Here is a 21952-nt window from a genome sequence, read left to right as displayed (position 1 = left end):
GGCGGAACACAGTTCAGCCGCGAATCATGTTGCGCAGCACGTACTGCAGGATGCCGCCGTTGCGGTAGTAATCGGCCTCACCGGGGGTGTCGATCCGCACGACCGCGTCGAAGGTGATCTTGTCACCATTCTCCTTGGTGGCGATGACTTTCAGGGTCTTCGGGGTGACACCCTCGTTCAGCTTGGTGATGCCCTCGATGTCGAAGGTCTCCGTGCCGTCCAGCTTCAGCGACGCGGCCGACTCGCCCGCCGGGAACTGCAGCGGGATGACGCCCATGCCGATGAGGTTGGAGCGGTGGATGCGCTCGAACGACTCGGTGATGACGGCCTTCACGCCCAGCAGCCGGGTGCCCTTGGCGGCCCAGTCACGTGACGAGCCCGAGCCGTACTCCTTGCCACCGAGCACGACCAGCGGGATGCCCGCGGCCTGGTAGTTCTGCGACGCGTCGTAGATGAACGCCTGCGGGCCGCCCGGCTGGGTGAAGTCGCGGGTGTAGCCACCCGAGACGTCGTCGAGCAGCTGGTTGCGCAGCCGGATGTTGGCGAAGGTGCCGCGGATCATCACCTCATGGTTGCCGCGGCGCGAGCCGTAGGAGTTGTAGTCCTTGCGCTCGACGCCGTTGGCCTCCAGGTACTGGGCGGCCGGGGTGCCCGGCTTGATGTTGCCCGCCGGCGAGATGTGGTCGGTGGTGACCGAGTCCCCGAGCAGCGCGAGCACCCGGGCGCCCGTGATGTCGGTGACCGGCTCCGGAGTCTGCGGCATGCCCTCGAAGTACGGAGGCTTGCGCACGTAGGTGGACTCCTCGGCCCACTCGAAGGTCTTGCCCTCCGGCGTGGGCAGGCTGCGCCAGCGCTCGTCGCCGCGGAAGACGTCCTTGTAGTCCTCCAGGAACATGTCGCGGGAGATGACCCGGTCGATGGTCTCCTGGATCTCCTGCGGCGAAGGCCAGATGTCCTTCAGGAAGACGTCGTTGCCGTCCTGGTCCTTGCCGAGCGCGTCGTGCTCGAAGTCGAAGTCCATGGTTCCGGCGAGCGCGTAGGCGATGACCAGCGGCGGCGAGGCCAGGTAGTTCATCTTCACGTCGGGGGAGATGCGGCCCTCGAAGTTGCGGTTGCCGGAGAGCACCGCGGTGACGGTGAGGTCGTTGTCGTTGACCGCCTTGGAGATCTCCTCCGGCAGCGGGCCGGTGTTGCCGATGCAGGTGGCGCAACCGAACGCGACCAGGTTGAAGCCCAGCTTGTCAAGGTACGGCCACAGGCCGGCCTTCTCGTAGTAGCCGTTGACGACCTGCGAACCCGGCGCCATGGAGGTCTTCACCCACGGCTTGCGGGTCAGGCCCTTCTCCACCGCGTTGCGGGCCAGCAGCGCCGCGCCGAGCATGACCGACGGGTTGGAGGTGTTGGTGCAGGAGGTGATCGAGGCGACCACCACCGCGCCGTGGTCGAGCACGAAGTCGCCGTACTCCTCGGTGCTCACCTTGACCGGCTTGGACGGACGGCCCTCGGCGCCGTTGGCCGCCGACACCAGGACGGCGTCGTCGTCGGCGAAGGACAGCACGGCCGGATCGCTGGCCGGGAACGACTCCTCGATGGCCTCGTCCAGGTGCGAGTGCGGCGTGCTCGCGGCGGGGCCGCTGACCTCGTCGCTGGTGTAGTTGTGGATGTCCTTGCGGAAGGCGACCTTGGACTCCGACAGCAGGATTCGGTCCTGCGGACGCTTCGGGCCCGCGATGGACGGCACCACGGTGCTCAGGTCCAGCTCGAGGTACTCGGAGTAGGCGGGTTCCTTGTCGGCGTCGTGCCAGAGGCCCTGCTCCTTGGCGTACGCCTCGACCAGCGCGACCTGCTCGTCGGAGCGGCCGGTCAGGCGCAGGTAGTCGACGGTCACGTCATCGATCGGGAAGATCGCGGCGGTGGAGCCGAATTCGGGGCTCATGTTGCCCAGGGTGGCGCGGTTGGCCAGCGGCACCTCGGCCACGCCCTTGCCGTAGAACTCGACGAACTTGCCGACCACACCGTGCTTGCGCAGCATGTCGGTGACGGTGAGCACGACGTCGGTCGCGGTCACTCCGGGCCGGATCTCGCCGGTCAGCTTGAACCCGACCACCCGCGGGATCAGCATCGAGACGGGTTGGCCGAGCATGGCCGCCTCGGCCTCGATACCGCCGACGCCCCAGCCGAGCACGCCGAGGCCGTTGACCATCGTGGTGTGCGAGTCGGTGCCGACGCAGGTGTCGGGGTAGGCCTGCCCGTTGCGGACCATGACGACGCGCGCCAGGTGCTCGATGTTGACCTGGTGCACGATGCCGGTGCTCGGCGGGACGACCTTGAAGTCGTCGAACGCGGTCTGGCCCCAGCGCAGGAACTGGTAGCGCTCACCGTTGCGCTGGTATTCGATGTCGACGTTGCGCTCGAAGGCGTCCTCGCGGCCGAACACGTCGATGATGACGGAGTGGTCGATGACCATCTCGGCGGGGGCGAGCGGGTTCACCTTGTCCGGGTCGCCGCCGAGGGTGGCCACGGCCTCGCGCATCGTGGCCAGGTCGACGATGCACGGCACGCCGGTGAAGTCCTGCATGATGACGCGGGCGGGCGTGAACTGGATCTCGGTGTTCGGTTGCGCCGACGGGTCCCAGTTCGCAATGGCGCGAATGTGATCGGCGGTGATGTTCGCGCCGTCCTCGGTGCGGAGCAGGTTCTCCGCGAGGACCTTGAGTGCGTAGGGGAGTTTCTCGGTGCCGGGCACGGCGGAGAGGCGGAAGATCTCGTAGGAGTTGCTACCGACCTCGAGGGTGCCCTTGGCGCCGAAAGTATCGATACTTGTCGTCACGTCAGCTCCACTCGTCTGTGAGGGTGGCCGCCGACGGGGCTGTGCCGGCGACCGAGTCTTCGGAGGTGCTCCGGCGCCGCTGGGGCGCCGGGTCCTCGCGGTACGACCTTAACAGTACGCTTGTCCTGTGAAACACCAGGGGGCCGGTTGGGCGTGCCGTGGGCCGGTGATGCGACACTCCGTCGCGTACTGTGCTTTCGAGCCAGCAAGGGGGACCTCGCTCGACCCTGCAGTGTTGGATGCCTGTCGCTTCGGTTGCCGATGCGGCTCGACAGACCGGATGGAAGATGACCGCCCCGCACACCTCGGTTTTCACCCCCATGGCCGCGGAATTGCCGCCGAACCTCACCACCGACACCGTGCGCTCGCTCAACGCCGATCTGGCCGATGATCACGTCGCGACGCTGACCGGCAAGGATGAGGCGGAACTGGCGGCCATCGCCGCGGAAGCGCGATCCCATGGAATCCCGCTGAGCATCGTGGTCGTCCCCGGCAATCCAGGACACGACTCGAGCCTACGGGACCTGGCCACCGAAGTCGGCAAGACGCAGCACGGCACCGTCGTCGTCTTCAGTGACGACTGGATCGGCACCTACAGCGACACGATCAGCCGGGTGCGGCTGGAATGGGCCGAGGACGCCGCGAAGTACCGGCAGGGTGACAGCGGCGAGGCGGCGAGCATCTTCGCGGCCCGTCTCGAATCGCCGGAATCGGTCTCCTGGACCGCCATGACCTGCGCGCTGCTTGCCGGGACGCTGGCGGCCATCGCCGGGCTGTACTGGCTCAAAGCCCGGCGGCCGCAGGCGGACGGGCATGTCTCCGCCGACCGGGTATTGCCGGAGGACGAGTCACCGGACGTTCGCGCCGTCTAGCGCCGCGCGGCGGTTCCGCTCTTCTCGGCCGGTCTCTCCGGGCGATCCGCCCTCGGCCGCGTGGCGTCGCCCGCGGTACCACTCTCGACTGGCTGGGCTCCTGGCGTGGTCTTCGCCCATATGGGGGCTGCGATGTGCCCCCTCGGTGGCAATCCGGACGTCAGTATCTCAGTAGCTAACTTTCCGTCCGGTTGGTCTGTTATGTCCGGCGGAAGCCTTGGCGAGGTTTAGCAAATTTGCAGCAATTGTGAATCGACACTGGTCGCCGGTGTTACTGCTGTTGTTTATGTGACTTATGTGTCATACGGTTCGAATGGTCACTGATGGGGAATATGAGTTTCCAGAGGCCATCTGTCGACCACAGTGCGTCATGGTTCGCCTGATGCCCGCGAGGCATTGCCGGAGTCCGGTCCATGGGAGGTGTGATGCGCAACAACGGCGAGCTAGCCGACCGGCGCCCGCTATGGGTCGCTATGGGATTGCTGATATCGGTCGCCACGGTGGTCACCACCGGACCGGTCGCCGCTGTGCCGCCTCCCCCGCCAAATCCCAGCGACACGCAGATCGCCCAGGCCGGCGCCCACGTCGACGCCGGGGTCGCGGAGGTGGGCACCCTCATCAACCAGGTCGCCACCGCCGACCACCAACTGCGGCAACTCGACGACGTGGTCGCGCAGCGCCGGGAAGACGTCAACCGGGCGCTGGTCGACCTGCAGAACGCGCGGGATGCCGCCGACGCGGCGGCCGTGGTGGTCATCGATACCCAGCGCGCACTGGTCGACGCCGGAGCGCGCGTCGGCCAGGCGCGGCACAACTTCGACCAGTTCGCCACCCAGGTCTACACCCGGCCCGGTTCCGATTCGATGATCACCTACCTCGCGGCCGCCACCCCGGCGGCCGCGCTCGACCGCGCCCAGGTGCTGGAGCTGGTCTCCAAGAACCGGCAGCAGGTGCTCGACGGCCTGCGCCGCGCCCAGATCGATCAGGGCAACAAGAATTCCGCCGCCAGGCAGGCGAAGTCGGCCGCCGATGCCGCCGCGGCCGTAGCGGCGGCACGCAAGACCGACGCGGAGAACGCGGTCGCCGCGGCAAAGGCCGAACTCGACCACCAAGCCGCGCAGCGCGACGACCTGCTGCGCAGGCGCCAGAACGCACAGGGCAGGCTGGATCAGGCGCGCCATAACGTGGCCGGTCTGCGGGACCAGCGTGACGCCTTTCTGGCCTGGGACGCGCAGCGCAAGGCCGAGGAGGCGGCGGTGCGCGCGGCCGCGGCGGCCGCCGCCGCCCGCGCGGCCGGTGATCAGGCCGCCCGGGACCGCGCCGCCCAGCTCGGCACCGGAAAGCGCCCGCACACCCAGCTGGAGGACACGCCGCCGCGCCGGAGTGCGCCACGGCCGGACTCGCCCTCGGTCGGAGGTTCGACGGCGATCGAGATCGTGGTCGACCGGGCGATGTCGCAGCTGGGCGTCACCTATGCCTGGGGCGGCGGCGACGAGGACGGGCCTACCCTCGGCATCCGCGACGGCGGCGTCGCCGATAGCCATGGCGATTACAACAAGGTCGGCTTCGATTGCTCGGGTCTGATGGTCTACGCGTTCGCGGGCATCGGGGTTTCACTGCCGCACTACAGCGGCTACCAGTACAACGCGGGGACGAGGGTGCCGGTCGGTGAGCGAGAACGCGGCGACATGCTGTTCTGGGGTCCGAACGGCAGCAGGCACGTCGCGCTGTATCTCGGGGACGGCAAGATGGTCGAGGCACCCGAGTCCGGCGATGTGGTGAAGGTGTCCCCGGTCCGCGAAAGCGGCATCATGCCCTACGCGGTGCGCATAGTCTCCTGACATATCGGACATTCCGGGTATCGCAGGGGGGCCGGGGGCTCGTCGAATTCCCATCATGTCGGGTCCCGTTGCGGCACAGGCCGTGATTACCTGGAATAGTTGTGGCAGCACGCACAGGACCAAGGCGAAAGCGGGGATGTTGGTGACTTCGACGGACGGTGTGAGCGGGGCGAACCTGGCGAAGGATGCGCCGGCCCCAGCGCCCAGCACCCTCGAGCGTGACGTCCAGACCCTGGAGAAGGCGATCTACGAGGTCAAGCGGGTGATCGTGGGCCAGGACCGCCTGGTCGAACGTCTGCTGGTCGGTGTGCTCGCGCGTGGTCACGTGCTCCTCGAAGGCGTTCCCGGTATCGCGAAGACCCTGGCCGTGGAGACCTTCGCCAAGGTGGTCGGCGGTTCGTTCGCGCGCGTCCAGTTCACGCCCGACCTGGTGCCGACCGACCTCATCGGTACCCGCATCTACCGGCAGGGCCGCGAGGAATTCGACACCGAACTCGGCCCGGTCGTCGCGAACTTCGTGCTCGCCGACGAGATCAACCGCGCGCCGGCCAAGGTGCAGTCGGCGCTGCTCGAGGTGATGGCCGAGCGGCACGTGTCGATCGGTGGCAAGACCTATCCGATGCCGGATCCCTTCCTGGTCATGGCGACACAGAACCCGATCGAGAGCGAGGGTGTGTACCCGCTGCCCGAGGCGCAGCGCGACCGCTTCTTGTTCAAGCTCCTCGTCGACTACCCCTCCGTGGAAGAGGAGCGCGAGATCATCTACCGGATGGGCGTGACCCCGCCGGAGGCGAGCCGGATCCTGCAACCGGAGGACTTGATCCGCCTGCAGAAAGTCGCGGCCAACACCTTCGTTCACCACGCCCTGGTCGACTATGTGGTCCGGGTGATCACGGCGACCCGTACGCCGGCCGACTTCGGCATGCAGGACGTCGCCAGCTGGATCTCCTACGGCGCGTCGCCGCGCGCCAGCCTCGGGATCATCGCCGCGGCCCGTGCCGTCGCGCTGATCCGCGGCCGCGACTACGTGGTGCCGCAGGATGTCGTCGAGGTGATTCCGGACGTGCTGCGGCACCGTCTGGTGCTGTCCTACGACGCGCTCGCCGACGAGATCAGCCCGGAGGACGTGATCAAGCGCGTGCTGCAGACCGTCGGCCTGCCGCAGGTCGCGCCGCAGGCCGTCGCGCCCACTGCGGCCCCGCAGGGTGCGCCGCAGCAGCAGATTCCACAGCCGCCGTCGCCGCAGCAGCAGGCCGTGCCCCAGCCGCCGAACGGGCAGCCGTCGCAGCCCGCGGGCACCATTCCGCCGAAGTGACCTCGGCCTCGGATCCGGTCGCGCCAGTGCCGATGTCGTCGCACGCACCACCGTCCTTCCACGCAGGGGAGCTGACCGACCCCCGGCTCTCGGTCGCGCTGAAAACCCTCGAGCTCACCGTCCGCCGCAGGCTCGACGGCGTGCTACACGGTGATCACCTCGGGCTCATTCCGGGACCCGGCTCCGAGCCGGGCGAGGCGCGCGTGTACCAGCCGGGCGACGATGTGCGCCAGATGGATTGGTCGGTCACCGCCCGCACCACCCACCCGCACGTGCGGCAGATGATCGCCGACCGGGAGCTGGAGACCTGGATGGTGGTCGACCTGTCGGCCAGCCTCGACTTCGGCACCGCGTCGTGCCAGAAGCGCGATCTCGCCATCGCCGCCGCGGCTGCCATCACGCATCTGACCAGGGGCGGCGGCAACCGGATCGGTGCGGTCGTCGCGACCGGCGAGCGTCTGGTCCGCATCCCGGCACGTGGCGGGCGCCTGCACGCGCAGTCATTGCTGCGCAGCATCGCGACCACCCCGCACGCGCGTGACGGCGTCCGCGGCGACCTGCGTGGCGGCATCGAATCGCTGCGCCGCCCGCAGCGCAAACGCGGGCTCGCGGTGATCATCAGCGACTTCCTGGGTGACATCGACTGGCAGCGCTCGCTGCGCGCCATCTCCGCCAGGCACGACCTGCTCGCGGTCGAGGTGCTCGACCCGCGCGACCTGTCGCTGCCCGACATCGGCGACGTCGTGCTGCACGACCCGGAGACCGGGCGCACCCGCGAGTTCAGCATGACGCCCACCCTGCGCGCCGATTTCGCGACCGCCGCGCAGCGCCACCGCCAGCAGGTCGAGCAGGCCCTGCGCAGCTGCGGCGCTCCGGTGCTCACCCTGCAAACCGATCGGGACTGGATCGCCGACGTGGTCCGGTTCGTGTCCACCCGGCGCCACAGCTTCGGCGCCCCGACCGGGCGGGTGCCACGTCAGTGAGTATTTCGCATTTCACCGCGCAGATCTGGCTCGGATTCCTCGCCGTCATCGCGTTGATCGCGCTCGGCTACGTCCTGGTGCAGCGCAGCCGGCGCAAGCACATGCTGACGTTCACCAACATGGAGCTGCTGGAGAAGGTCGCTCCCTCCCGGCCGAGCCCGTTCCGGCACGTCGCCGTGGCGCTGCTGCTGGTCGGCATGGTGTTCCTCACCGTCGCCGCGGCGGGGCCGACGGCGGTCAAGAAGGTGCCGCGCAACCGCGCAACCGTCATGCTGGTGATGGACGTGTCGCTGTCGATGGAGGCGACCGACGTCGCGCCGAGCCGGATTCAGGTCGCGAAGAAGGCCGGTAAGGAGTTCGTCGACGGCCTGCCGGAGGGCGTGAACATCGGTTTCGTCACCTTCGCGGGCACCGCCTCGGTGATGGTGTCGCCGACCACGAACCACGAAGCGGTCAAAGCCGCGATCGACAACGTGCGGCTCGCCGAGCGCACCGCGACGGGCGAAGGCATTCTCACCGCGCTGCAGGCGATCGACACGCTGGCCACGGTTCTCGGCGGAGCCCAGGAACCGCCACCGGCCCGGATCGTCCTGATGTCGGATGGTAAGCAGACCGTCCCCGCGTTCGAGGACGTCGACAATCCGCGGCACGAGTTCGTCGCCGCCCGGCTCGCGAAGACCAAGAATGTCCCGATCTCCACGATCTCGTTCGGCACCAGTTGGGGCGTCGTCGAGATTCCGCGCGAGGACGGCAGCCGCGAGCAAGTGCGGGTGCCGGTGGACGACGACGCCATGCGCGAACTCGCTCGGCTGTCCAGCGGAGAGTTCTACTCCGCGTCGTCCCTGCAGGAGCTGACCAGGGTCTACGACACCTTGGAGCAGCAGATCGGTTACGAGCTGACCAGAGGCGACGCCAGCCGTCCGTGGCTGCTGCTGGGACTGCTGGTGATCGCCGCGGGAATCGTCATCGGCCTGCTGTACCGCCAGCGCCTGCCCTAGCGCTACGAGTCGCGTCCCGATGTCCGCACCACCCAGCAGGACTCCCTTCGACTCGGGCTGCCGTTGTGCCGATTCACCAACACCGCCGGGTGCGAGTGTCGGTTCGACGAACGTGGCGGCCCTGTCATGACCGATCTATACGACCAGGTAGGTTGAACCCCATGTCGAACATCACATCCCGGTCGGTCCTGGTGACCGGCGGTAATCGCGGCATCGGTCTCGCGGTCGCGCAGCGTCTGCTCGCCGACGGTCACAAGGTGGCCGTCACGCATCGTGGGTCCGGAGTGCCGGACGGTTTGTTCGGTGTGAAATGCGATGTGACCGACAGTGAGTCGGTGGATGCTGCGTTCGCCGAGGTCGAAGCGCACCAGGGCCCGGTCGAGGTGCTCGTGGCCAACGCGGGCATCACCGACGACACGCTGCTGATGCGGATGACCGAAGAGCAGTTCACCCGGGTGCTCGACGCCAACCTGACCGGTGCGTTCCGCTGCGCCAAGCGGGCAAACCGTGCGATGCTGCGGGCGCGCTGGGGCCGGATGATCTTCCTCGGCTCGGTGGTCGGCCTCAGCGGTCAGGCCGGCCAGATCAACTACGCCTCGTCCAAGGCCGGTGTGATCGGTCTGGCGCGCTCGATCACCCGTGAGCTCGGCTCGCGCTCGATCACCGCCAATGTCGTCGCTCCTGGCTTCATCGAGACCGACATGACCGCGGGGCTGCCCGACGACATGCGCGATATGGCCAAGAAGTTCATCCCCTTGCAGCGGCTGGGCCAGCCGGAAGACATTGCGGCCGTAGTGAGCTTCCTGGCGTCCGAGGATTCCGGCTACGTTTCCGGCGCCGTGATCCCGGTCGACGGCGGCATGGGTATGGGCCACTGACCCGACCGAACGCGTAGCGCGGCCGGTCCCGGCTGCCCGCAGCCAACTCACCATCCGAGATTTCAGGAGAACCGAGAACACATGGGCGGACTGCTCGAAGGTAAGACCATTCTGGTCACCGGCATCATCACCGATTCGTCGATCGCGTTCCACGCGGCGGCGGTCGCGCAGGAGCAGGGCGCGAAGGTGGTCATCACCGGCATCCCGGAGCGGCTGCGGCTGATCGATCGGATCGCCAAGCGCCTGCCGCAGGAGGTCCCGCCTGCCATCGGGCTCGACGTCACCAGCGAGGAGGATCTCGCCGGACTGGCCGACAGGCTGCGGGAACTGGCGCCCGAGGGAATCGACGGGGTACTGCACTCGATCGCGTTCGCCCCCCGCACTCTGATGGGGCCGGAGGCTCGGCCGTTCCTCGAGGGGCCCGGACCGGACGCCGCGAAGGCGTTCGAGATCTCGGCATGGAGCTACGCGTCGCTGTCGCGCGCGGTGCTGCCGGTGATGAACGAGGGCGGCTCCATCGTTGGCATGGACTTCGATCCGCGCACCGCGATGCCGTACTACAACTGGATGGGCGTGGCCAAAGCGGCGCTGGAGTCGGTGAACCGGTACGTGGCGCGGGAAGTGGGCACTGCCAAGAAGATCCGCTCCAACCTGATCGCCGCCGGTCCGATCAAGACGCTGGCCGCCAAGGCGATCGCGGGCACCGCGACCGACGACGCCGCCAAACTCAACCAGCTCAACACCTACTGGGACGGCGCGTCGCCGATCGGCTGGGACGTCGACGATCCCACGGTGGTGGCGAAGTCGATCGTCGCGCTGCTGTCGGACTGGCTGCCGGGGACCACCGGCTCGATCATCTACGTCGACGGCGGAGCCAGCCACAACACCTGGTTCCCGGAGAACATGGCGATCAACTGAGCTCCGATTCGATGGGAGACACCGTGGTCCGGGCCGTCGACGCGCTGCTGCTGCTGTCCTTCGGCGGTCCGGAACGGCCCGAGGACGTGATGCCGTTCCTGGAGAACGTCACCCGGGGCAGGGGAGTGCCGCGCGAGCGCCTCGACGCGGTCGCCGAGCACTACCTGCACTTCGGCGGCGTTTCCCCGATCAACGCGCTCAACCGGGACATCATCACGGCGGTAGAGGCCGAATTGGCCACGGCGGGGCTGGATCTGCCGGTCTATTTCGGTAACCGGAATTGGCATCCCATGGTGGAGGACACCGTCGCGCGGATGGCCGCCGACGGTGTCGGCTCCGCGCTGGTGTTCCCGACCTCGGCGTGGGGTGGGTACTCCGGCTGCCTGCAGTATCACGAGGACATCGCAAGGGCACGTGCGGCTTTCGGTGCCAGCGCGCCGGAGCTGGTGAAGCTGCGTCAGTACTTCGACCACCCGCTGCTCATCGAGGCGTTCGCCGACGCGATTCGCGTTGCGCGGGAGCGGCTTCCGGTTGACCAGCGTGCCGGAGCGCGACTGGTATTCACCGCTCATTCGGTTCCGGTGTCCGCCGACGCCGCCGCGGGCCCGCCGCCTGACGGCGGCACGCTCTACAGCCGCCAGGTCGCCGAGGCCGCCCGATTGTGTACCGCTGCGACCGGTTTCCCCGACTACGACCTGGTCTGGCAGTCTCGTTCCGGTCCGCCGCAGGTGCCGTGGCTGGAGCCGGACATCGTCGACCATCTGGACGACTTGGCCGCGAAGGGTGTCGAAGCCGTCGTCGTTTGTCCGGTCGGCTTCGTCTCCGATCATCTCGAGGTCATCTGGGATCTCGACAACGAGGCCGCGCAGAAGGCCGCCGAACTCGGCATGGGGTTTTCGCGGGCTGCTACGCCCGGCGCCGATCCCCGCTTCGCGAAGCTGGTCGTCGAATTGATCTCCGAGCATCTGGGCGATACCGAACCCCGTCGGCTCGGCGGCGTCCCGGGATACGGCTGCACGCGCAACGGCGCTCCGTGCGCGCCCGGCTGCTGTGCTGCGAATCGTCGTCCCAGTGCTGGGAATTGACGCCGAGCACGCGCCGATAACATCCATCTGCGCCTGAGACCAATCAACGAACTCATACCTCTGGGGGTAATTTTCGATGACCTATGCCGACGTGCTGACCAACGCCGCCGTACTCGACCCGCACGCCTGGTCCGACGCGGATGTGTGGACCGTCGCTCTGGACGCCACCGAAGCCCGCCGCCGCCGCGGCCGTAGCAGCGGTAAAGGCTTTTCGATTGTCGGCCTTATCCTGTGCCTCGGGGTTGTCGCCGTGGTCATCGGCCTGGTGATCTGGCTGAGCAAACGAGGAAAGTCGAACTCGAACCAGCCCCAGCAGCAGTATCCGCCGCAGCAGTATCCGCAGGCTCAGCCCTACCAGCAGCCCTACCAGCCGCAGCAGCAGTATCAGCAGCACCCACAGCAGCAGTATCAGCAGCCCTACCAGCCGCAACCGCAGCAGCAGTACCAGCAGCCGTACCCGCCGCAGCAGTAGCCAGCCGCCCTGGGGGAGGAGGTCAGTCGTTTCCGCGCGCCGAGGCGTGCACCGCGACCAGTCTGGCCGCGCGGATCGCGTCCCACAGCGGGCGCAACAGCGATTCCTGCGCGCCGATCGCGCTGGCGGAGGTGGGAGCAGAGGCCGGTTCCCGCTGCGCCACCGTGAGGATGGCCGCGACATGGTCCGCGGTATCCAGAATGCGCCTGGCGCGCAACGGAATCGAGTCGGGATAGTCATGCCGGGAGTAGTCGGCGAGTTCGGCCTCGATGAGCTCACGCGGATCGGATTCGGCCGTGCCGAGCGCGGTGGTGTGCAGTTTCATCAGCGCGTCGGCGGCGTCGCGGACCGCTTCCCGCATCGCGTATTCGGCCTCGCCCAGCGACATGTCAGGGCCCGGCGCCGCGGGGATGGGGGTGCTGTAGACGGTCCACTGCAGGGTGGCCTCGTCCGCCCACTGTGGGATGAGACCGGTACCGTCGGTGCCGGGGACACCGATCAGGATGCCTTCCTCGGCGGCGATCGCGTCGGCGGCGAACGCCGTGCCCCCGGGGACTCCGCGCACGTCTCCGGGGACCGGGAGTACCAGTCGCAGCTGCGAACCCGGCAGCGCCATGGTCTCGCGAATCACCTTGAGCAGGGCCATGACTCCGCTTCCCGGCAGATTGCCGTGCGCGGACCAGGGTAAGTCGGTGCGGCCGCCGGCGAGCGGATCACCCGCCGCGATCGTGTGCTTCGGCGCCCACGCGTGCAAGGCCGCCAGAACGTCGTCGGGCGCACTGCGGCCGGCCAGCCAGGAGCTCGCCCACACCGTCAGCGTCGCGCTTGGAGAGCACATAATTATCGAGCATAAAGGGTGGGCGCTACCGGTGGGCATCCATGCGCGATGGCATTCGTGAGCAGCGCCGGGACCACGGGCGCAGCACCCGTGACGACCGCTGGTTCCGCGCGGATACCGTCCGGCATCCGTCTGCCGCGGCCACGATCCGCTGACGCGCTACGACGTTTTCAGCCGATGTCCGTCCTCAGCCCTCCCCGGTCCGCGTGGAGCCCGGAGGCGGCTGCTTGTGTGCCGGGGCGAGTGGAGGCTCGAGGCTGCTGCACATGCACTGGGCCGAGTGGAGGCTCGAGGCTGCTGCACATGCACCGGGCCGAGCGAAGGCGAGGCAGCTGCCTATTCCGGTTCGGTGACGAAGTCGATCAGTCGCTCCACCGCGCCGATGAGCGGCGCCTCCAGGTCGCGGAATGAGCTCACCGCGCCGTAGACGCGCCGCCATCCGTCCTGCGGGGTGCCCCAGCGCAGGCGTGCGCAGACGCCGGTCTTCCAGTCCTCGCCCCGCGGCACGTGGGGCCACTGCGCGATCCCCACGGTCGCGGGGCGCACCGCCTGCCAGACATCGATGAACGGATGCCCGGTCACCAGCACGTGCGGTCCGAGCCCGGTGGTCAGCTGCGTCTCCTTCGATCCGGTCACCAGATGGTCGACCAGCACGCCGACCCGCCTGCCCGGGCCCGGCTGGAAGTCCGCCAGCCGCTCGGCCAGGTTGTCCAGGCCCTCCAAGTGCTCGACGACCACGCCTTCGACGCGCAGATCGTGACCCCACACCCGCTCCACCAGCGCCGCGTCGTGGACACCCTCGACCCAGATCCGGCTACCACGGGCCACCCTGGCGCGCAGCCCCTCGACCCGGGTGGAGCCCGAGGCGGAGCGGGCCGGCTTCTTCGGCGCGGCCGTGACCGGCCGGACCAGCGTGACGGGCTCGCCGTCGATGAGGAACGCGGCCTCGCGCAGCGCGAACAGGCGCACCGCGCCGCGGGCGTCCTCGAGCTTCACGAACTCGCCGTCGTAGCTGCGATCGAAACCGACCACCGCGCCGCAGAATCCGGTGGCGGCGTCTTCGACGACCAGGTCGCGTTCCGCGGTGACCGTAGGTACCGCCCGCGTTTTCGATCGGGGATGTCCGGAGAAGATGTCGCCATACCTGTCACGCCCGCTCACCCGCCTGAAGCTAGCACCGCCGCTGGAGTTTTCAAGGCAACGGGTCTGCGCGCGTCCCGGCGGCGAATTCGCACGGCGTACTCACGGCGGTCGGTCCCGCGAGAACGGCCGGAGCACTACAGTGATCGTGTGGCCGCAATTTTTTGGCTTGTCGCGGGCATCCTGCTCGCGGCAGCGGAAATGCTCACCGGGGACCTGACGCTGCTGATGCTCGGTGCGGCCGCGCTCGGCACCGCGGGTGTCAGCGCCGCGGCGGGCACGTCGCTCGTAGTGGACGCCATCGTGTTCGCGGTGATTTCAGGGGTGCTGCTGCTCGGCGTCCGCCCGATTCTCCGGCGACGTTTCGGAACTCCGCCACCGACGCCGACGAACGTGGACGCCCTGCCGGGTAAGACGGCGCTGGTGCTCGAGCAGGTCGCGGCGCATTCCGGTCAGGTGAAACTCGGCGGGGAAGTATGGACCGCGAGGCCGATGGACGTGAGCGAAGTCTACGAGCCGGGTACGACCGTGTACGTCATGAAGATCGACGGCGCGACCGCCGTCGTCTGGAAGGGGCCGTAATGGCTGTACTGATCGTTGCCGCCGTCCTCGTCCTGTTGGTCGTGGTGGTGGTCTTCAAGTCGATCGCGCTGGTGCCGCAGGCCGAGGCCGCGGTGATCGAGCGCCTTGGCCGGTACTCGCGCACGGTATCGGGCCAGCTCACGTTCCTCGTCCCGTTCGCCGACCGGATCCGCGCCAAGGTGGATCTGCGCGAGCGGGTGGTGTCGTTCCCGCCGCAGCCGGTGATCACCGAGGACAACCTGACCCTGCACATCGACACCGTGGTCTATTTCCAGGTGACCAGCCCGCAGGCGGCGGTCTACGAGATCAGCAACTACATCGCCGCGGTCGAGCAACTGACCGTCACCACGTTGCGCAACGTGGTCGGCGGGATGACGCTCGAGCAGACGCTCACCTCCCGCGACTCGATCAACGGCCAGCTGCGTGGCGTGCTCGACGAGGCGACCGGGCGCTGGGGGCTGCGCGTCGCGCGGGTCGAGTTGAAGAGCATTGATCCGCCGCCGTCGATCCAGGAGTCGATGGAGAAGCAGATGAAGGCCGACCGCGAGAAGCGCGCGATGATCCTTACCGCGGAGGGTCAGCGGGAATCGCAGATCAAGACGGCCGAGGGCGCCAAGCAGGCTCAGATCCTGTCCGCCGAGGGCGCCAAGCAATCGGCGATCCTGTCCGCCGAAGGTGAACGGCAGAGCCGCATTCTGCGCGCCCAAGGTGAGCGCGCCGCCGCGTATCTGCAGGCGCAGGGTCAGGCCAAAGCCATCGAAAAAGTCTTCGCCGCCATCAAATCCGGCAAGCCGACGCCGGAACTGCTTGCCTACCAGTACCTGCAGACGCTGCCCATGGTCGCCCGCGGCGACGCCAACAAGGTCTGGCTGGTACCGAGCGATTTCGGCAAGGCGCTCGAAGGGTTCGCCAAGAGCTTCGGCACGCAGGGCCAGGACGGGGTGTTCCGCTACGAACCGCCCGCCTCCGACGGCTCGGAGGTCAAGCCGGAGGACGACTCCGATGTCGCGGACTGGTTCGACACCGCCCCCGACCCGACCATCGAGCGGGCTGTGCGCGCCGCCGAGGCCACGGCGCGCACTCCGGTCGAGGGCTTGGCGCCGGCCGCGCCGCCGCAGGGGTACGAACCCTCCCCGCACCAGCCGGTGCTTCCTCCGCAGGAGGCTTTCCCGGCGCAGCAGCCGCCGCAACAGCAGCCGCCGCAGCAACCCCCGGCCCACCGCCCGGATGACCCGCACGGCCGCCCCTGGCAGCCCCCGGAGAACTTCTCGAAGTAGGACCGCGTCGAAGCGCCCCGGATTCCCACTGGAGTCCGGGGCGCTGTGGCACCGGGAACGCTCAATCGGGCAGTCCCGAGGCGCGGATCGCCGGAACGATGACGTCGGCGACGCCGCGCATGCCCTGCGGGGTGGGGTGGTAGGGGACCAGCGTTTCGGTGGCGATCACCGGGTCGATCCAGCGAACACCGGCGGGGGCGCATGCGTCGTGGCCTTCCGATGCGGCGCGGGTGTCGACATAGGTGGCTCCATGTGCCGTGGCGGCGCGGGCCACCACAGTGTTGAGGCGGTCGAAGGCGGCCTGTATATGGGCGGCGTCGGACGGGCGAAGGCCGACCAGTTCGGGGCAACCGCCGTCGCGGACGTAGCGCGGCCAGCCGTCCACGACGATCTTCGCCTTCGGTGCCAGCGACGAGATCTGCCGCAACGCGGCCGAATACGACGCCGCGATGCCATCGATGTCGGCGTCCCAAGCCGGACCGGCGCAGGCGCCGATGCCGGATATCCCGGACACGTGGCAGCCGACCACGTGTTCGGCCATCAGGGCGTCGTTGGCGCCGATGTGCACCGTCACCAGTCTGGTGCCCGGGCCGAGGGCGTCGAACTGCGGTGCGATGCCCGGCTCCTGCGATGTGGTGAGGTCTCTGATGCGCGCCGAGTTGCACGTGCGGTCGTCGAGCCGCAGGCCGAGATCCAGGGCGACCAGCTTCGGTGTGTTCGCGGTCGAGCGGAGACACCGCGGCGGGGCCGAGGTGTCGAAGTTCCGCACACCGGTGGTGGCCGCGCCGGAATCGCCGAGCGCGACGTACTCGGCCCCTCCTCCGGCGGGCATCGCGACGGCGGGGGCGGTGCTGCCGAGGGCGAGCAGGCAGGCGGTGACGGCGATGGCGTGCGGCAGATTCGTCATGTCGTGTCCTGTGCGGTGTCGGCTGGCGCTGTCATGAGTGGGCGAGCACGTCTTCTTGTGCCGCACGCTACTCGGCAAGCCGTTCTGTGGCGCGGAATCCAGTGGCAGACTTCCAGGCATGACAACACCTGGATGGGCCGATGTGGACGGCTACCTAGTGGACACGCTGGTGGCGGATCCGACGTCCGAAGCCGCACTGGCCGCGAACAAGGCGGCGGGCCTGCCCGCGATCGACGTGTCACCGCCGCAGGGCAAGTTTCTGCATCTGCTGGCCAGGACGGTCGGGGCGCGGCGGGTGCTGGAGATCGGCACGCTCGGTGGATACAGCACCATCTGGCTCGCCCGCGCGGTCGGCGCGAAGGGACAGGTGGTGACGCTGGAGTTCGCCGCGCAGCACGCGGAGGTGGCACGGGCGAACCTGGAGCGGGCCGGGGTGGGCGACCGGGTGGACATCCGGGTCGGCGCCGCACTGGACAGCCTGCCCGTGCTCGCCGAGGAGGACCCCGATCCGTTCGATCTGGTGTTCATCGACGCGGACAAGGCGAACAACTCGAACTACGTGCTGTGGGCGCTGCGCCTGACCCGGCCGGGCTCGGTGATCATCGTCGACAACGTGGTCCGCGGCGGCGCGGTCGCCGAGGAGCACTCGCAGGACCCGGCCGCACAGGCCAGCCGGGAACTGATCGAATTGCTCGCCGCCGAACCGAGCCTGGACGCGACCGTGGTGCAGACCGTGGGCAGCAAGGGATGGGACGGTTTCGCCTACGCCGTCGTCAACGGCGACAGCTTCGAGTGAGCCGCCGCGGTCAGGGAATCAACACCACCTTGCCGGTCGTTCCACGCGTTTCCAGCGCGCGGTGTGCGGCGGCTGCCTCGGCCAGCGGGAAACTGTGCACTGCGGGGCGCAGCCGACCGGCGGCCGCCTCGGCCATGGCTAGCTCCTCCAGGACGCGCAGATCGCCACCGGCCCGCGCCAGCATCGGCGGGCCGACCACCAGCTCCGAGGTGATGTCGCGCGCGGCGAGTTCATCGGCTGAAAGCGCAAGCGGCCCTTCGTCGTTCGCACCGGACCGGCCGTAGACCAAATGCTGCCCACCTTTGCCGAGTAGGTCCACACCTGCGCGGGCGACGGCGCCGCCCACGGAGTCGAACAGCACGCTGGCCCCGCGGTCGCCGATGTACGCACGACCTCGGTCCGGCCAATCCGGCAGTAGGTAATCCACCGCGAGGTCGGCGCCGTTGCGTCGCACCTGCTCGACTTTCGCGGGGCCGCCCGCCAGTCCGATCACTGTCGCTCCAGCGTTCTTGGCGTACTGCACCAGCAGCGTGCCGATGCCGCCCGCCGCGGCTGTCACGACGGCGACACTGTCGGAATCCAAGTGGGTGAACTGGAGAATGCCCATGGTGGTGCGCCCGGTGCCGATCATCGCCACCGCCTCGGCCGCATCCAGGTTCGCGGGTATGTCGAGCAGCCGAGCGACTTCCGTCACCGCCAGCTCGGCGTAACCGCCCGGCACCGCGCCCAGATGGGCCACCACCCGCGCGCCGAGCAGGCTCGGGTCGACGTCCGCACCGACTCGGTCCACGGTGCCCGCGACCTCGCGTCCCGGGATGGTCGGCAGTTGCGGCAACGTATAGGGGCCCGGCTCGCCCTTGCGGAGCGTTGTGTCCACCAAGTGCACTCCGGCGGCGGACACGGCGATGCGAACCTGGCCGGGACCGGGGGTGGGGTCGGATACGGTTTCGTAGCGCAGGTTTTCGGCCGGGCCGAAGCTATGAAGGCGAATGGCGTGCACGGTGACTCCTGTTCGTAATGCGGTCACCGACCAGCTTGCGACCTCGAGTTAGGTGGAGGTCAATCGCTCGCGCCGTGCCGCCCGTGCCGCGAATCCGTCGCACAGGGCGTCGAGCCCGCCATAGAGTAGTTCCTCCTGCGTCAGCTCGCTTACGCCGCTGCCCGCGAGATCGGCGAGCACCGGCGGGACCGGCCCCTCGGTCGTGCCGTTCAGCAGTGTCCGCAGAGCGTTGTCGCCGGCGGGATTCATGCCCTTGCGCGCCATCAACTCGGCGCTGATCTCCGGCAGGGTGGCCCCGGAGATGTAGTTCCACACGGTGAAGGACATGCTCGTCGCCTCGCGGGTGGACACACCGAGTTCCAGGAAGCCGTCCACCAGCCACGCGAGGCAGGTCAGGCTTTGCGGGCCGAAGCTGTAGCGCGGCGTGGCGAAGGTGAGCAGCACCCACGGATGCTGCCGGTAGAGCGCCCAATCGATCTCGGCGGCGATGCGGACCCGGTCGCGCCAGGTCCACCGTTGCCCCTCCGGCGCGGGGTACGGGTTGCGCCGGGCCACCTCGTCGGTCATCAACGCCAGTAGCTCGTCCTTGTTCGCGACGTGGCGATACAGCGACATGGCTCCCACGCCGAGCCGGTCGGCGATGCGCCGCATGGACAGCGCGTCCAGGCCCTCGGCATCGGCGAGCTCGATGGCGGTGCCGACGATGGCGGTGCGGTGCAGCTTGATCTCGGTCATCCCACGGCTCGCTTCCAAATTGGCGCCCGGATCCGTAGCGTACACTGTACCCGGACCATGCGTACGACGTACGCGCCAGCGAGAGGACGTTCGGAATGACAGACGTGCGGGCAGTAGGGACGGCGCCGACCACGGTGGGCTCGCGCCGCGCCTGGCTGGGCCTGGCCGTCCTGCTGCTGCCGGTGCTGCTGGTGTCGATGGACATCTCGGTGCTGTTCCTCGCGTTGCCGACGCTGACCGTCGACCTGGACCCCTCGGCGGACCAGCAGTTGTGGATTCTCGATATCTACGGGTTCCTGATCGCGGGCCTGCTGATCACCATGGGCAACCTCGGTGACCGGGTCGGGCGGCGCACCATCCTGCTGGCCGGCGCCGCGGTGTTCGGGATCGCGTCGGTGATCGCGGCGTTCGCGCCGAGCGCGGGCGTGCTGATCGCGGCGCGGGCGCTGATGGGCATTGGTGGCGCGACCTTGCTGCCGTCCAGTCTGGCGCTGATCTCCAGCCTGTTTCCCGACGCGCGCGAGCGCGCCGCCGCGATCGGCGTGTGGACGGCGTTCTTCGCGGGCGGCTCGGCCGTCGGACCGATCATCGGCGGCATTCTGCTGCACCACTTCTGGTGGGGCTCGGTCTTTCTCATCAATATCCCGGTGCTACTGATCTTGCTCGCGTTCGGCCCGTTCGTGCTCCCGGAACATCGGGCGGCCGTACTGGGACCGCTGGACTTGCCGAGCGTCGCCCTGTCCATCGGCGGCATCCTGCCGGTGGTCTACGGCATCAAGCACGCCGCGACCGAAGGCATCGACGCGCAGGCCGCCGTCATCGCGCTGATCGGCGCGGTGCTCTCGATCGTCTTCGTCCGCAGGCAGCGGCAGCTCGACGAACCACTGCTCGACCTGCGGTTGTTCGCCAGGGTCCCGTTCTCGGTGGCGATCGGCTCCAGCCTGATCGGCATGATGTCGCTGGCCGGTCTGAGTTACCTGACCAGCGTTTATCTGCAGTCGGTGACCGGGCGCACGCCGCTCGCCGCGGCGCTGTTCGGCATCCCGATGGCGATTGCGGTGTTCGTCTGCTCCATGGGCGGCGCACGGGTCGGCCACCGCTTCGGGGTTACCGCCACGTTCGTGTTCGCCTTGCTGGCCTCGGCGGTCGGCAACCTGATGGTGCTCGGCGTCGGCGTGCACGGCGGGCTCTGGTGGTATCTGACCGGCTCCACCATCGCCGGCATCGGCTATGGCCTGGCCTTCACCCTGGTGTCCGACGTAGCGGTGTCCTCGGTGCCGGCGGAGCGGGCCGGGTCGGCCGTCGGTATCTCCGAGACCAGCTTCGAGTTGGGCAACGCACTGGGCCTCGCCCTGCTCGGCTCGCTCGCGGCGCTGATCTTCCGCTCCGGCGGTGACTATGCGGCGACGCTCGGCGAGACCATTCAGAAGGCGGGCGGCGATGCGGCGCTGATCGAGTCGGCACGCGAATCCTTCGTCAACGGAATGCATATCGCGGTGGCCGTCGGCGCTACGGCGCTGGTGGCGATGGCTCTGATCGCCCGGTTCGCCTCGTCCGCCCGGCGTTGACCGGGCGCGGGCCCAGCGACCGGAGTTACAGTCGAATCCGTGAACCACACCCCGGCCTCGAGCAACGGGCGGCCGATCGCCGAACGGGTGGCGACGCGCCTGCTCTATCCCACATCGCGTCCGCGTGAAAGGACGTTGCGCGCCGCGGTCGACGGCCAGATCGTGCTGGTCACCGGCGCATCGCACGGAATAGGCAAAGCCAGCGCGCGCAAGCTGGCCGCGGCGGGGGCGACCGTTCTGCTCGTCGCGCGCTCCGCCGAGGAACTCCACCGGTTGGCCACGGAGATCACCGCGGCGGGCGGCGTCGCGCACGCCTATCCCACCGATCTCACCGACATGGATGCGGTCGAACGCCTCGCCCGCGGACTGCTCGACGAACACGGCCGCCTCGACGTGGTGATCAACAACGCGGGCAAGTCGATTCGCCGTCCCATCGCCGAGTCCTACGACCGCTTCCATGATTTCACGCGCACCATCGATATCAACTATCTCGGTCCGGTGCGCCTGCTGCTCACGCTGCTGCCCGCGATGCGCGCTCGCGGGCGAGGGCACATCGTCAACATCTCGACGTGGGGTGTGCGTGTGCCGCCCGCCCCACGGTGGGCGGCCTATGGTGCGTCCAAGGCCGCGTTCGACGTGTGGTTGCGCAGCGTCGCGGCCGAGGTGGCCTCCGACGGCGTGACGACCACCTCGATCTATATGCCGCTGGTACACACCAGGATGAGCGCGCCCACCGACTTCAGCCGGGTTCCCGGGCTGACCGTCGACGAGGCCGCCGACCTGGTCTGCCACGCGGTGACCGCCAAGCCGCGCGAGATCGCCCCCTGGTGGTCGGCGCCGGTGCAGGCGTGGACCGACCTGACCCGTGGCCGCGCCCAGCGATTCATGGAACGCGCCTTCCGGCGCTGACCCGCACC

General features: G+C 68.7%; 20 protein-coding genes. 14 read left to right on the top strand and 6 right to left on the bottom strand.

All coding sequences use genetic code 11. The features are described 5' to 3' along the window. Positions 1 to 13: 13 nt before the first annotated feature. Entirely contained in the window at positions 14 to 2830 is a 2817-nt protein-coding gene (acnA, locus tag AB0M45_RS03340; RefSeq protein WP_364322387.1) for an aconitate hydratase AcnA, read from the bottom strand. A gap of 287 nt (positions 2831 to 3117) precedes the next feature. On the opposite strand from acnA, the gene AB0M45_RS03335 reads away from it, so the two are divergent. The 9 genes from AB0M45_RS03335 (at position 3118) to AB0M45_RS03295 (ending at position 12192) form a co-directional block, all read left to right on the top strand. Beyond that, positions 3118 to 3702, top strand: coding sequence for a DUF6676 family protein (locus tag AB0M45_RS03335; protein WP_364322385.1), 585 nt, complete (start codon positions 3118 to 3120; stop codon positions 3700 to 3702). Between the two features lie 425 nt (positions 3703 to 4127). Continuing rightward, a complete protein-coding gene (locus AB0M45_RS03330) occupies positions 4128 to 5543 on the top strand; it encodes an NlpC/P60 family protein (RefSeq protein ID WP_364322383.1) in 1416 nt (471 codons plus the stop codon). Between the two features lie 136 nt (positions 5544 to 5679). After that, a complete protein-coding gene (locus AB0M45_RS03325; protein ID WP_364322381.1) occupies positions 5680 to 6858 on the top strand; it encodes a MoxR family ATPase in 1179 nt (392 codons plus the stop codon). A 32-nt stretch (positions 6859 to 6890) separates the two neighbouring features. Beyond that, on the top strand, positions 6891 to 7841 hold the full coding sequence (locus AB0M45_RS03320; RefSeq protein ID WP_364322579.1) for a DUF58 domain-containing protein: 951 nt from the start codon (positions 6891 to 6893) through the stop codon (positions 7839 to 7841). Beyond that, positions 7838 to 8839 carry a VWA domain-containing protein gene (locus tag AB0M45_RS03315; RefSeq protein ID WP_364322379.1) on the top strand — a complete coding sequence of 334 codons (1002 nt, stop codon included), beginning with the start codon at positions 7838 to 7840 and terminating at the stop codon, positions 8837 to 8839. Before AB0M45_RS03320 ends, AB0M45_RS03315 begins: the two co-directional genes overlap by 4 nt. A 161-nt stretch (positions 8840 to 9000) precedes the next feature. After that, positions 9001 to 9717, top strand: coding sequence for a 3-oxoacyl-ACP reductase FabG1 (gene fabG1 / locus AB0M45_RS03310; RefSeq protein ID WP_364322377.1), 717 nt, complete (start codon positions 9001 to 9003; stop codon positions 9715 to 9717). Between the two features lie 81 nt (positions 9718 to 9798). After that, positions 9799 to 10635 carry an NADH-dependent enoyl-ACP reductase InhA gene (inhA, locus tag AB0M45_RS03305; RefSeq protein WP_364322375.1) on the top strand — a complete coding sequence of 279 codons (837 nt, stop codon included), beginning with the start codon at positions 9799 to 9801 and terminating at the stop codon, positions 10633 to 10635. A gap of 11 nt (positions 10636 to 10646) precedes the next feature. After that, positions 10647 to 11720, top strand: coding sequence for a ferrochelatase (locus tag AB0M45_RS03300; protein WP_364322373.1), 1074 nt, complete (start codon positions 10647 to 10649; stop codon positions 11718 to 11720). Positions 11721 to 11796: 76 nt separating this feature from the next. Then, positions 11797 to 12192, top strand: a complete 396-nt coding sequence (locus AB0M45_RS03295) for a hypothetical protein (RefSeq protein WP_364322371.1) — start codon at positions 11797 to 11799, stop codon at positions 12190 to 12192. Positions 12193 to 12214: 22 nt separating this feature from the next. Here AB0M45_RS03295 and AB0M45_RS03290 read toward each other — a convergent pair whose 3' ends face one another. Both AB0M45_RS03290 and AB0M45_RS03285 read right to left on the bottom strand, forming a co-directional pair. Beyond that, positions 12215 to 13030 (bottom strand): hypothetical protein, encoded by an 816-nt coding sequence (locus tag AB0M45_RS03290; protein WP_364322369.1) that lies wholly within the window; start codon positions 13028 to 13030, stop codon positions 12215 to 12217. A gap of 336 nt (positions 13031 to 13366) precedes the next feature. Beyond that, positions 13367 to 14191: a DUF3097 domain-containing protein gene (locus AB0M45_RS03285; RefSeq protein ID WP_364322367.1), complete on the bottom strand. Its 825-nt coding sequence runs from the start codon at positions 14189 to 14191 to the stop codon at positions 13367 to 13369. A gap of 129 nt (positions 14192 to 14320) precedes the next feature. On the opposite strand from AB0M45_RS03285, the gene AB0M45_RS03280 reads away from it, so the two are divergent. Together AB0M45_RS03280 and AB0M45_RS03275 are read left to right on the top strand one after the other, a co-directional pair. After that, positions 14321 to 14752 carry an NfeD family protein gene (locus tag AB0M45_RS03280; protein WP_364322365.1) on the top strand — a complete coding sequence of 144 codons (432 nt, stop codon included), beginning with the start codon at positions 14321 to 14323 and terminating at the stop codon, positions 14750 to 14752. Continuing rightward, on the top strand, positions 14752 to 16029 hold the full coding sequence (locus AB0M45_RS03275) for an SPFH domain-containing protein (protein WP_364322363.1): 1278 nt from the start codon (positions 14752 to 14754) through the stop codon (positions 16027 to 16029). The genes AB0M45_RS03280 and AB0M45_RS03275 overlap by 1 nt, the downstream gene beginning before the upstream one ends. Positions 16030 to 16090: 61 nt before the next feature. On the opposite strand, the gene AB0M45_RS03270 is transcribed toward AB0M45_RS03275, so the two are convergent. Further along, positions 16091 to 16936, bottom strand: a complete 846-nt coding sequence (locus AB0M45_RS03270) for an SGNH/GDSL hydrolase family protein (protein ID WP_364322361.1) — start codon at positions 16934 to 16936, stop codon at positions 16091 to 16093. A 118-nt stretch (positions 16937 to 17054) separates the two neighbouring features. On the opposite strand from AB0M45_RS03270, the gene AB0M45_RS03265 reads away from it, so the two are divergent. Continuing rightward, on the top strand, positions 17055 to 17732 hold the full coding sequence (locus AB0M45_RS03265) for an O-methyltransferase (RefSeq protein WP_364322359.1): 678 nt from the start codon (positions 17055 to 17057) through the stop codon (positions 17730 to 17732). A gap of 10 nt (positions 17733 to 17742) precedes the next feature. Here the strand turns inward: AB0M45_RS03265 and AB0M45_RS03260 are convergent, their stop codons facing one another. Both AB0M45_RS03260 and AB0M45_RS03255 read right to left on the bottom strand, forming a co-directional pair. Beyond that, positions 17743 to 18732 carry a zinc-binding dehydrogenase gene (locus AB0M45_RS03260; protein WP_364322357.1) on the bottom strand — a complete coding sequence of 330 codons (990 nt, stop codon included), beginning with the start codon at positions 18730 to 18732 and terminating at the stop codon, positions 17743 to 17745. Between the two features lie 48 nt (positions 18733 to 18780). Continuing rightward, on the bottom strand, positions 18781 to 19467 hold the full coding sequence (locus tag AB0M45_RS03255) for a helix-turn-helix domain-containing protein (RefSeq protein WP_364322355.1): 687 nt from the start codon (positions 19465 to 19467) through the stop codon (positions 18781 to 18783). A 95-nt stretch (positions 19468 to 19562) separates the two neighbouring features. Here AB0M45_RS03255 and AB0M45_RS03250 point away from each other — a divergent pair, with 95 nt between their 5' ends. Together AB0M45_RS03250 and AB0M45_RS03245 are read left to right on the top strand one after the other, a co-directional pair. After that, positions 19563 to 21035: an MFS transporter gene (locus AB0M45_RS03250; RefSeq protein ID WP_364322353.1), complete on the top strand. Its 1473-nt coding sequence runs from the start codon at positions 19563 to 19565 to the stop codon at positions 21033 to 21035. Between the two features lie 87 nt (positions 21036 to 21122). Continuing rightward, entirely contained in the window at positions 21123 to 21944 is an 822-nt protein-coding gene (locus AB0M45_RS03245) for an SDR family NAD(P)-dependent oxidoreductase (RefSeq protein WP_364322577.1), read from the top strand. The last annotated feature ends 8 nt before the right edge of the window (positions 21945 to 21952 follow it).

The sequence above is a fragment of the Nocardia sp. NPDC051787 genome (genome assembly GCF_040681325.1).
In the GTDB taxonomy this organism is placed as follows: Bacteria; Actinomycetota; Actinomycetes; order Mycobacteriales; family Mycobacteriaceae; genus Nocardia.
Note: the sequence above shows the minus strand (reverse complement) of the source record. Positions and strands in the feature narration are given on the sequence as shown.

What these genes read in the sequence shown, in the direction of transcription:
- AB0M45_RS03330 (WP_364322383.1), top strand. Translation starts at nt 4,128, where the DNA reads ATGCGCAACAACGGCGAGCTAGCCGACCGGCGCCCGCTATGGGTCGCT.
- AB0M45_RS03270 (WP_364322361.1), bottom strand. Translation starts at nt 16,936, where the DNA reads ATGACGAATCTGCCGCACGCCATCGCCGTCACCGCCTGCCTGCTCGCC.
- inhA (WP_364322375.1), top strand. Translation starts at nt 9,799, where the DNA reads ATGGGCGGACTGCTCGAAGGTAAGACCATTCTGGTCACCGGCATCATC.
- AB0M45_RS03320 (WP_364322579.1), top strand. Translation starts at nt 6,891, where the DNA reads ATGTCGTCGCACGCACCACCGTCCTTCCACGCAGGGGAGCTGACCGAC.
- AB0M45_RS03295 (WP_364322371.1), top strand. Translation starts at nt 11,797, where the DNA reads ATGACCTATGCCGACGTGCTGACCAACGCCGCCGTACTCGACCCGCAC.
- AB0M45_RS03300 (WP_364322373.1), top strand. Translation starts at nt 10,647, where the DNA reads ATGGGAGACACCGTGGTCCGGGCCGTCGACGCGCTGCTGCTGCTGTCC.
- fabG1 (WP_364322377.1), top strand. Translation starts at nt 9,001, where the DNA reads ATGTCGAACATCACATCCCGGTCGGTCCTGGTGACCGGCGGTAATCGC.
- AB0M45_RS03250 (WP_364322353.1), top strand. Translation starts at nt 19,563, where the DNA reads ATGACAGACGTGCGGGCAGTAGGGACGGCGCCGACCACGGTGGGCTCG.
- AB0M45_RS03325 (WP_364322381.1), top strand. Translation starts at nt 5,680, where the DNA reads ATGTTGGTGACTTCGACGGACGGTGTGAGCGGGGCGAACCTGGCGAAG.
- AB0M45_RS03275 (WP_364322363.1), top strand. Translation starts at nt 14,752, where the DNA reads ATGGCTGTACTGATCGTTGCCGCCGTCCTCGTCCTGTTGGTCGTGGTG.
- AB0M45_RS03290 (WP_364322369.1), bottom strand. Translation starts at nt 13,030, where the DNA reads ATGTGCTCTCCAAGCGCGACGCTGACGGTGTGGGCGAGCTCCTGGCTG.
- AB0M45_RS03265 (WP_364322359.1), top strand. Translation starts at nt 17,055, where the DNA reads ATGACAACACCTGGATGGGCCGATGTGGACGGCTACCTAGTGGACACG.
- AB0M45_RS03335 (WP_364322385.1), top strand. Translation starts at nt 3,118, where the DNA reads ATGACCGCCCCGCACACCTCGGTTTTCACCCCCATGGCCGCGGAATTG.
- AB0M45_RS03255 (WP_364322355.1), bottom strand. Translation starts at nt 19,467, where the DNA reads ATGACCGAGATCAAGCTGCACCGCACCGCCATCGTCGGCACCGCCATC.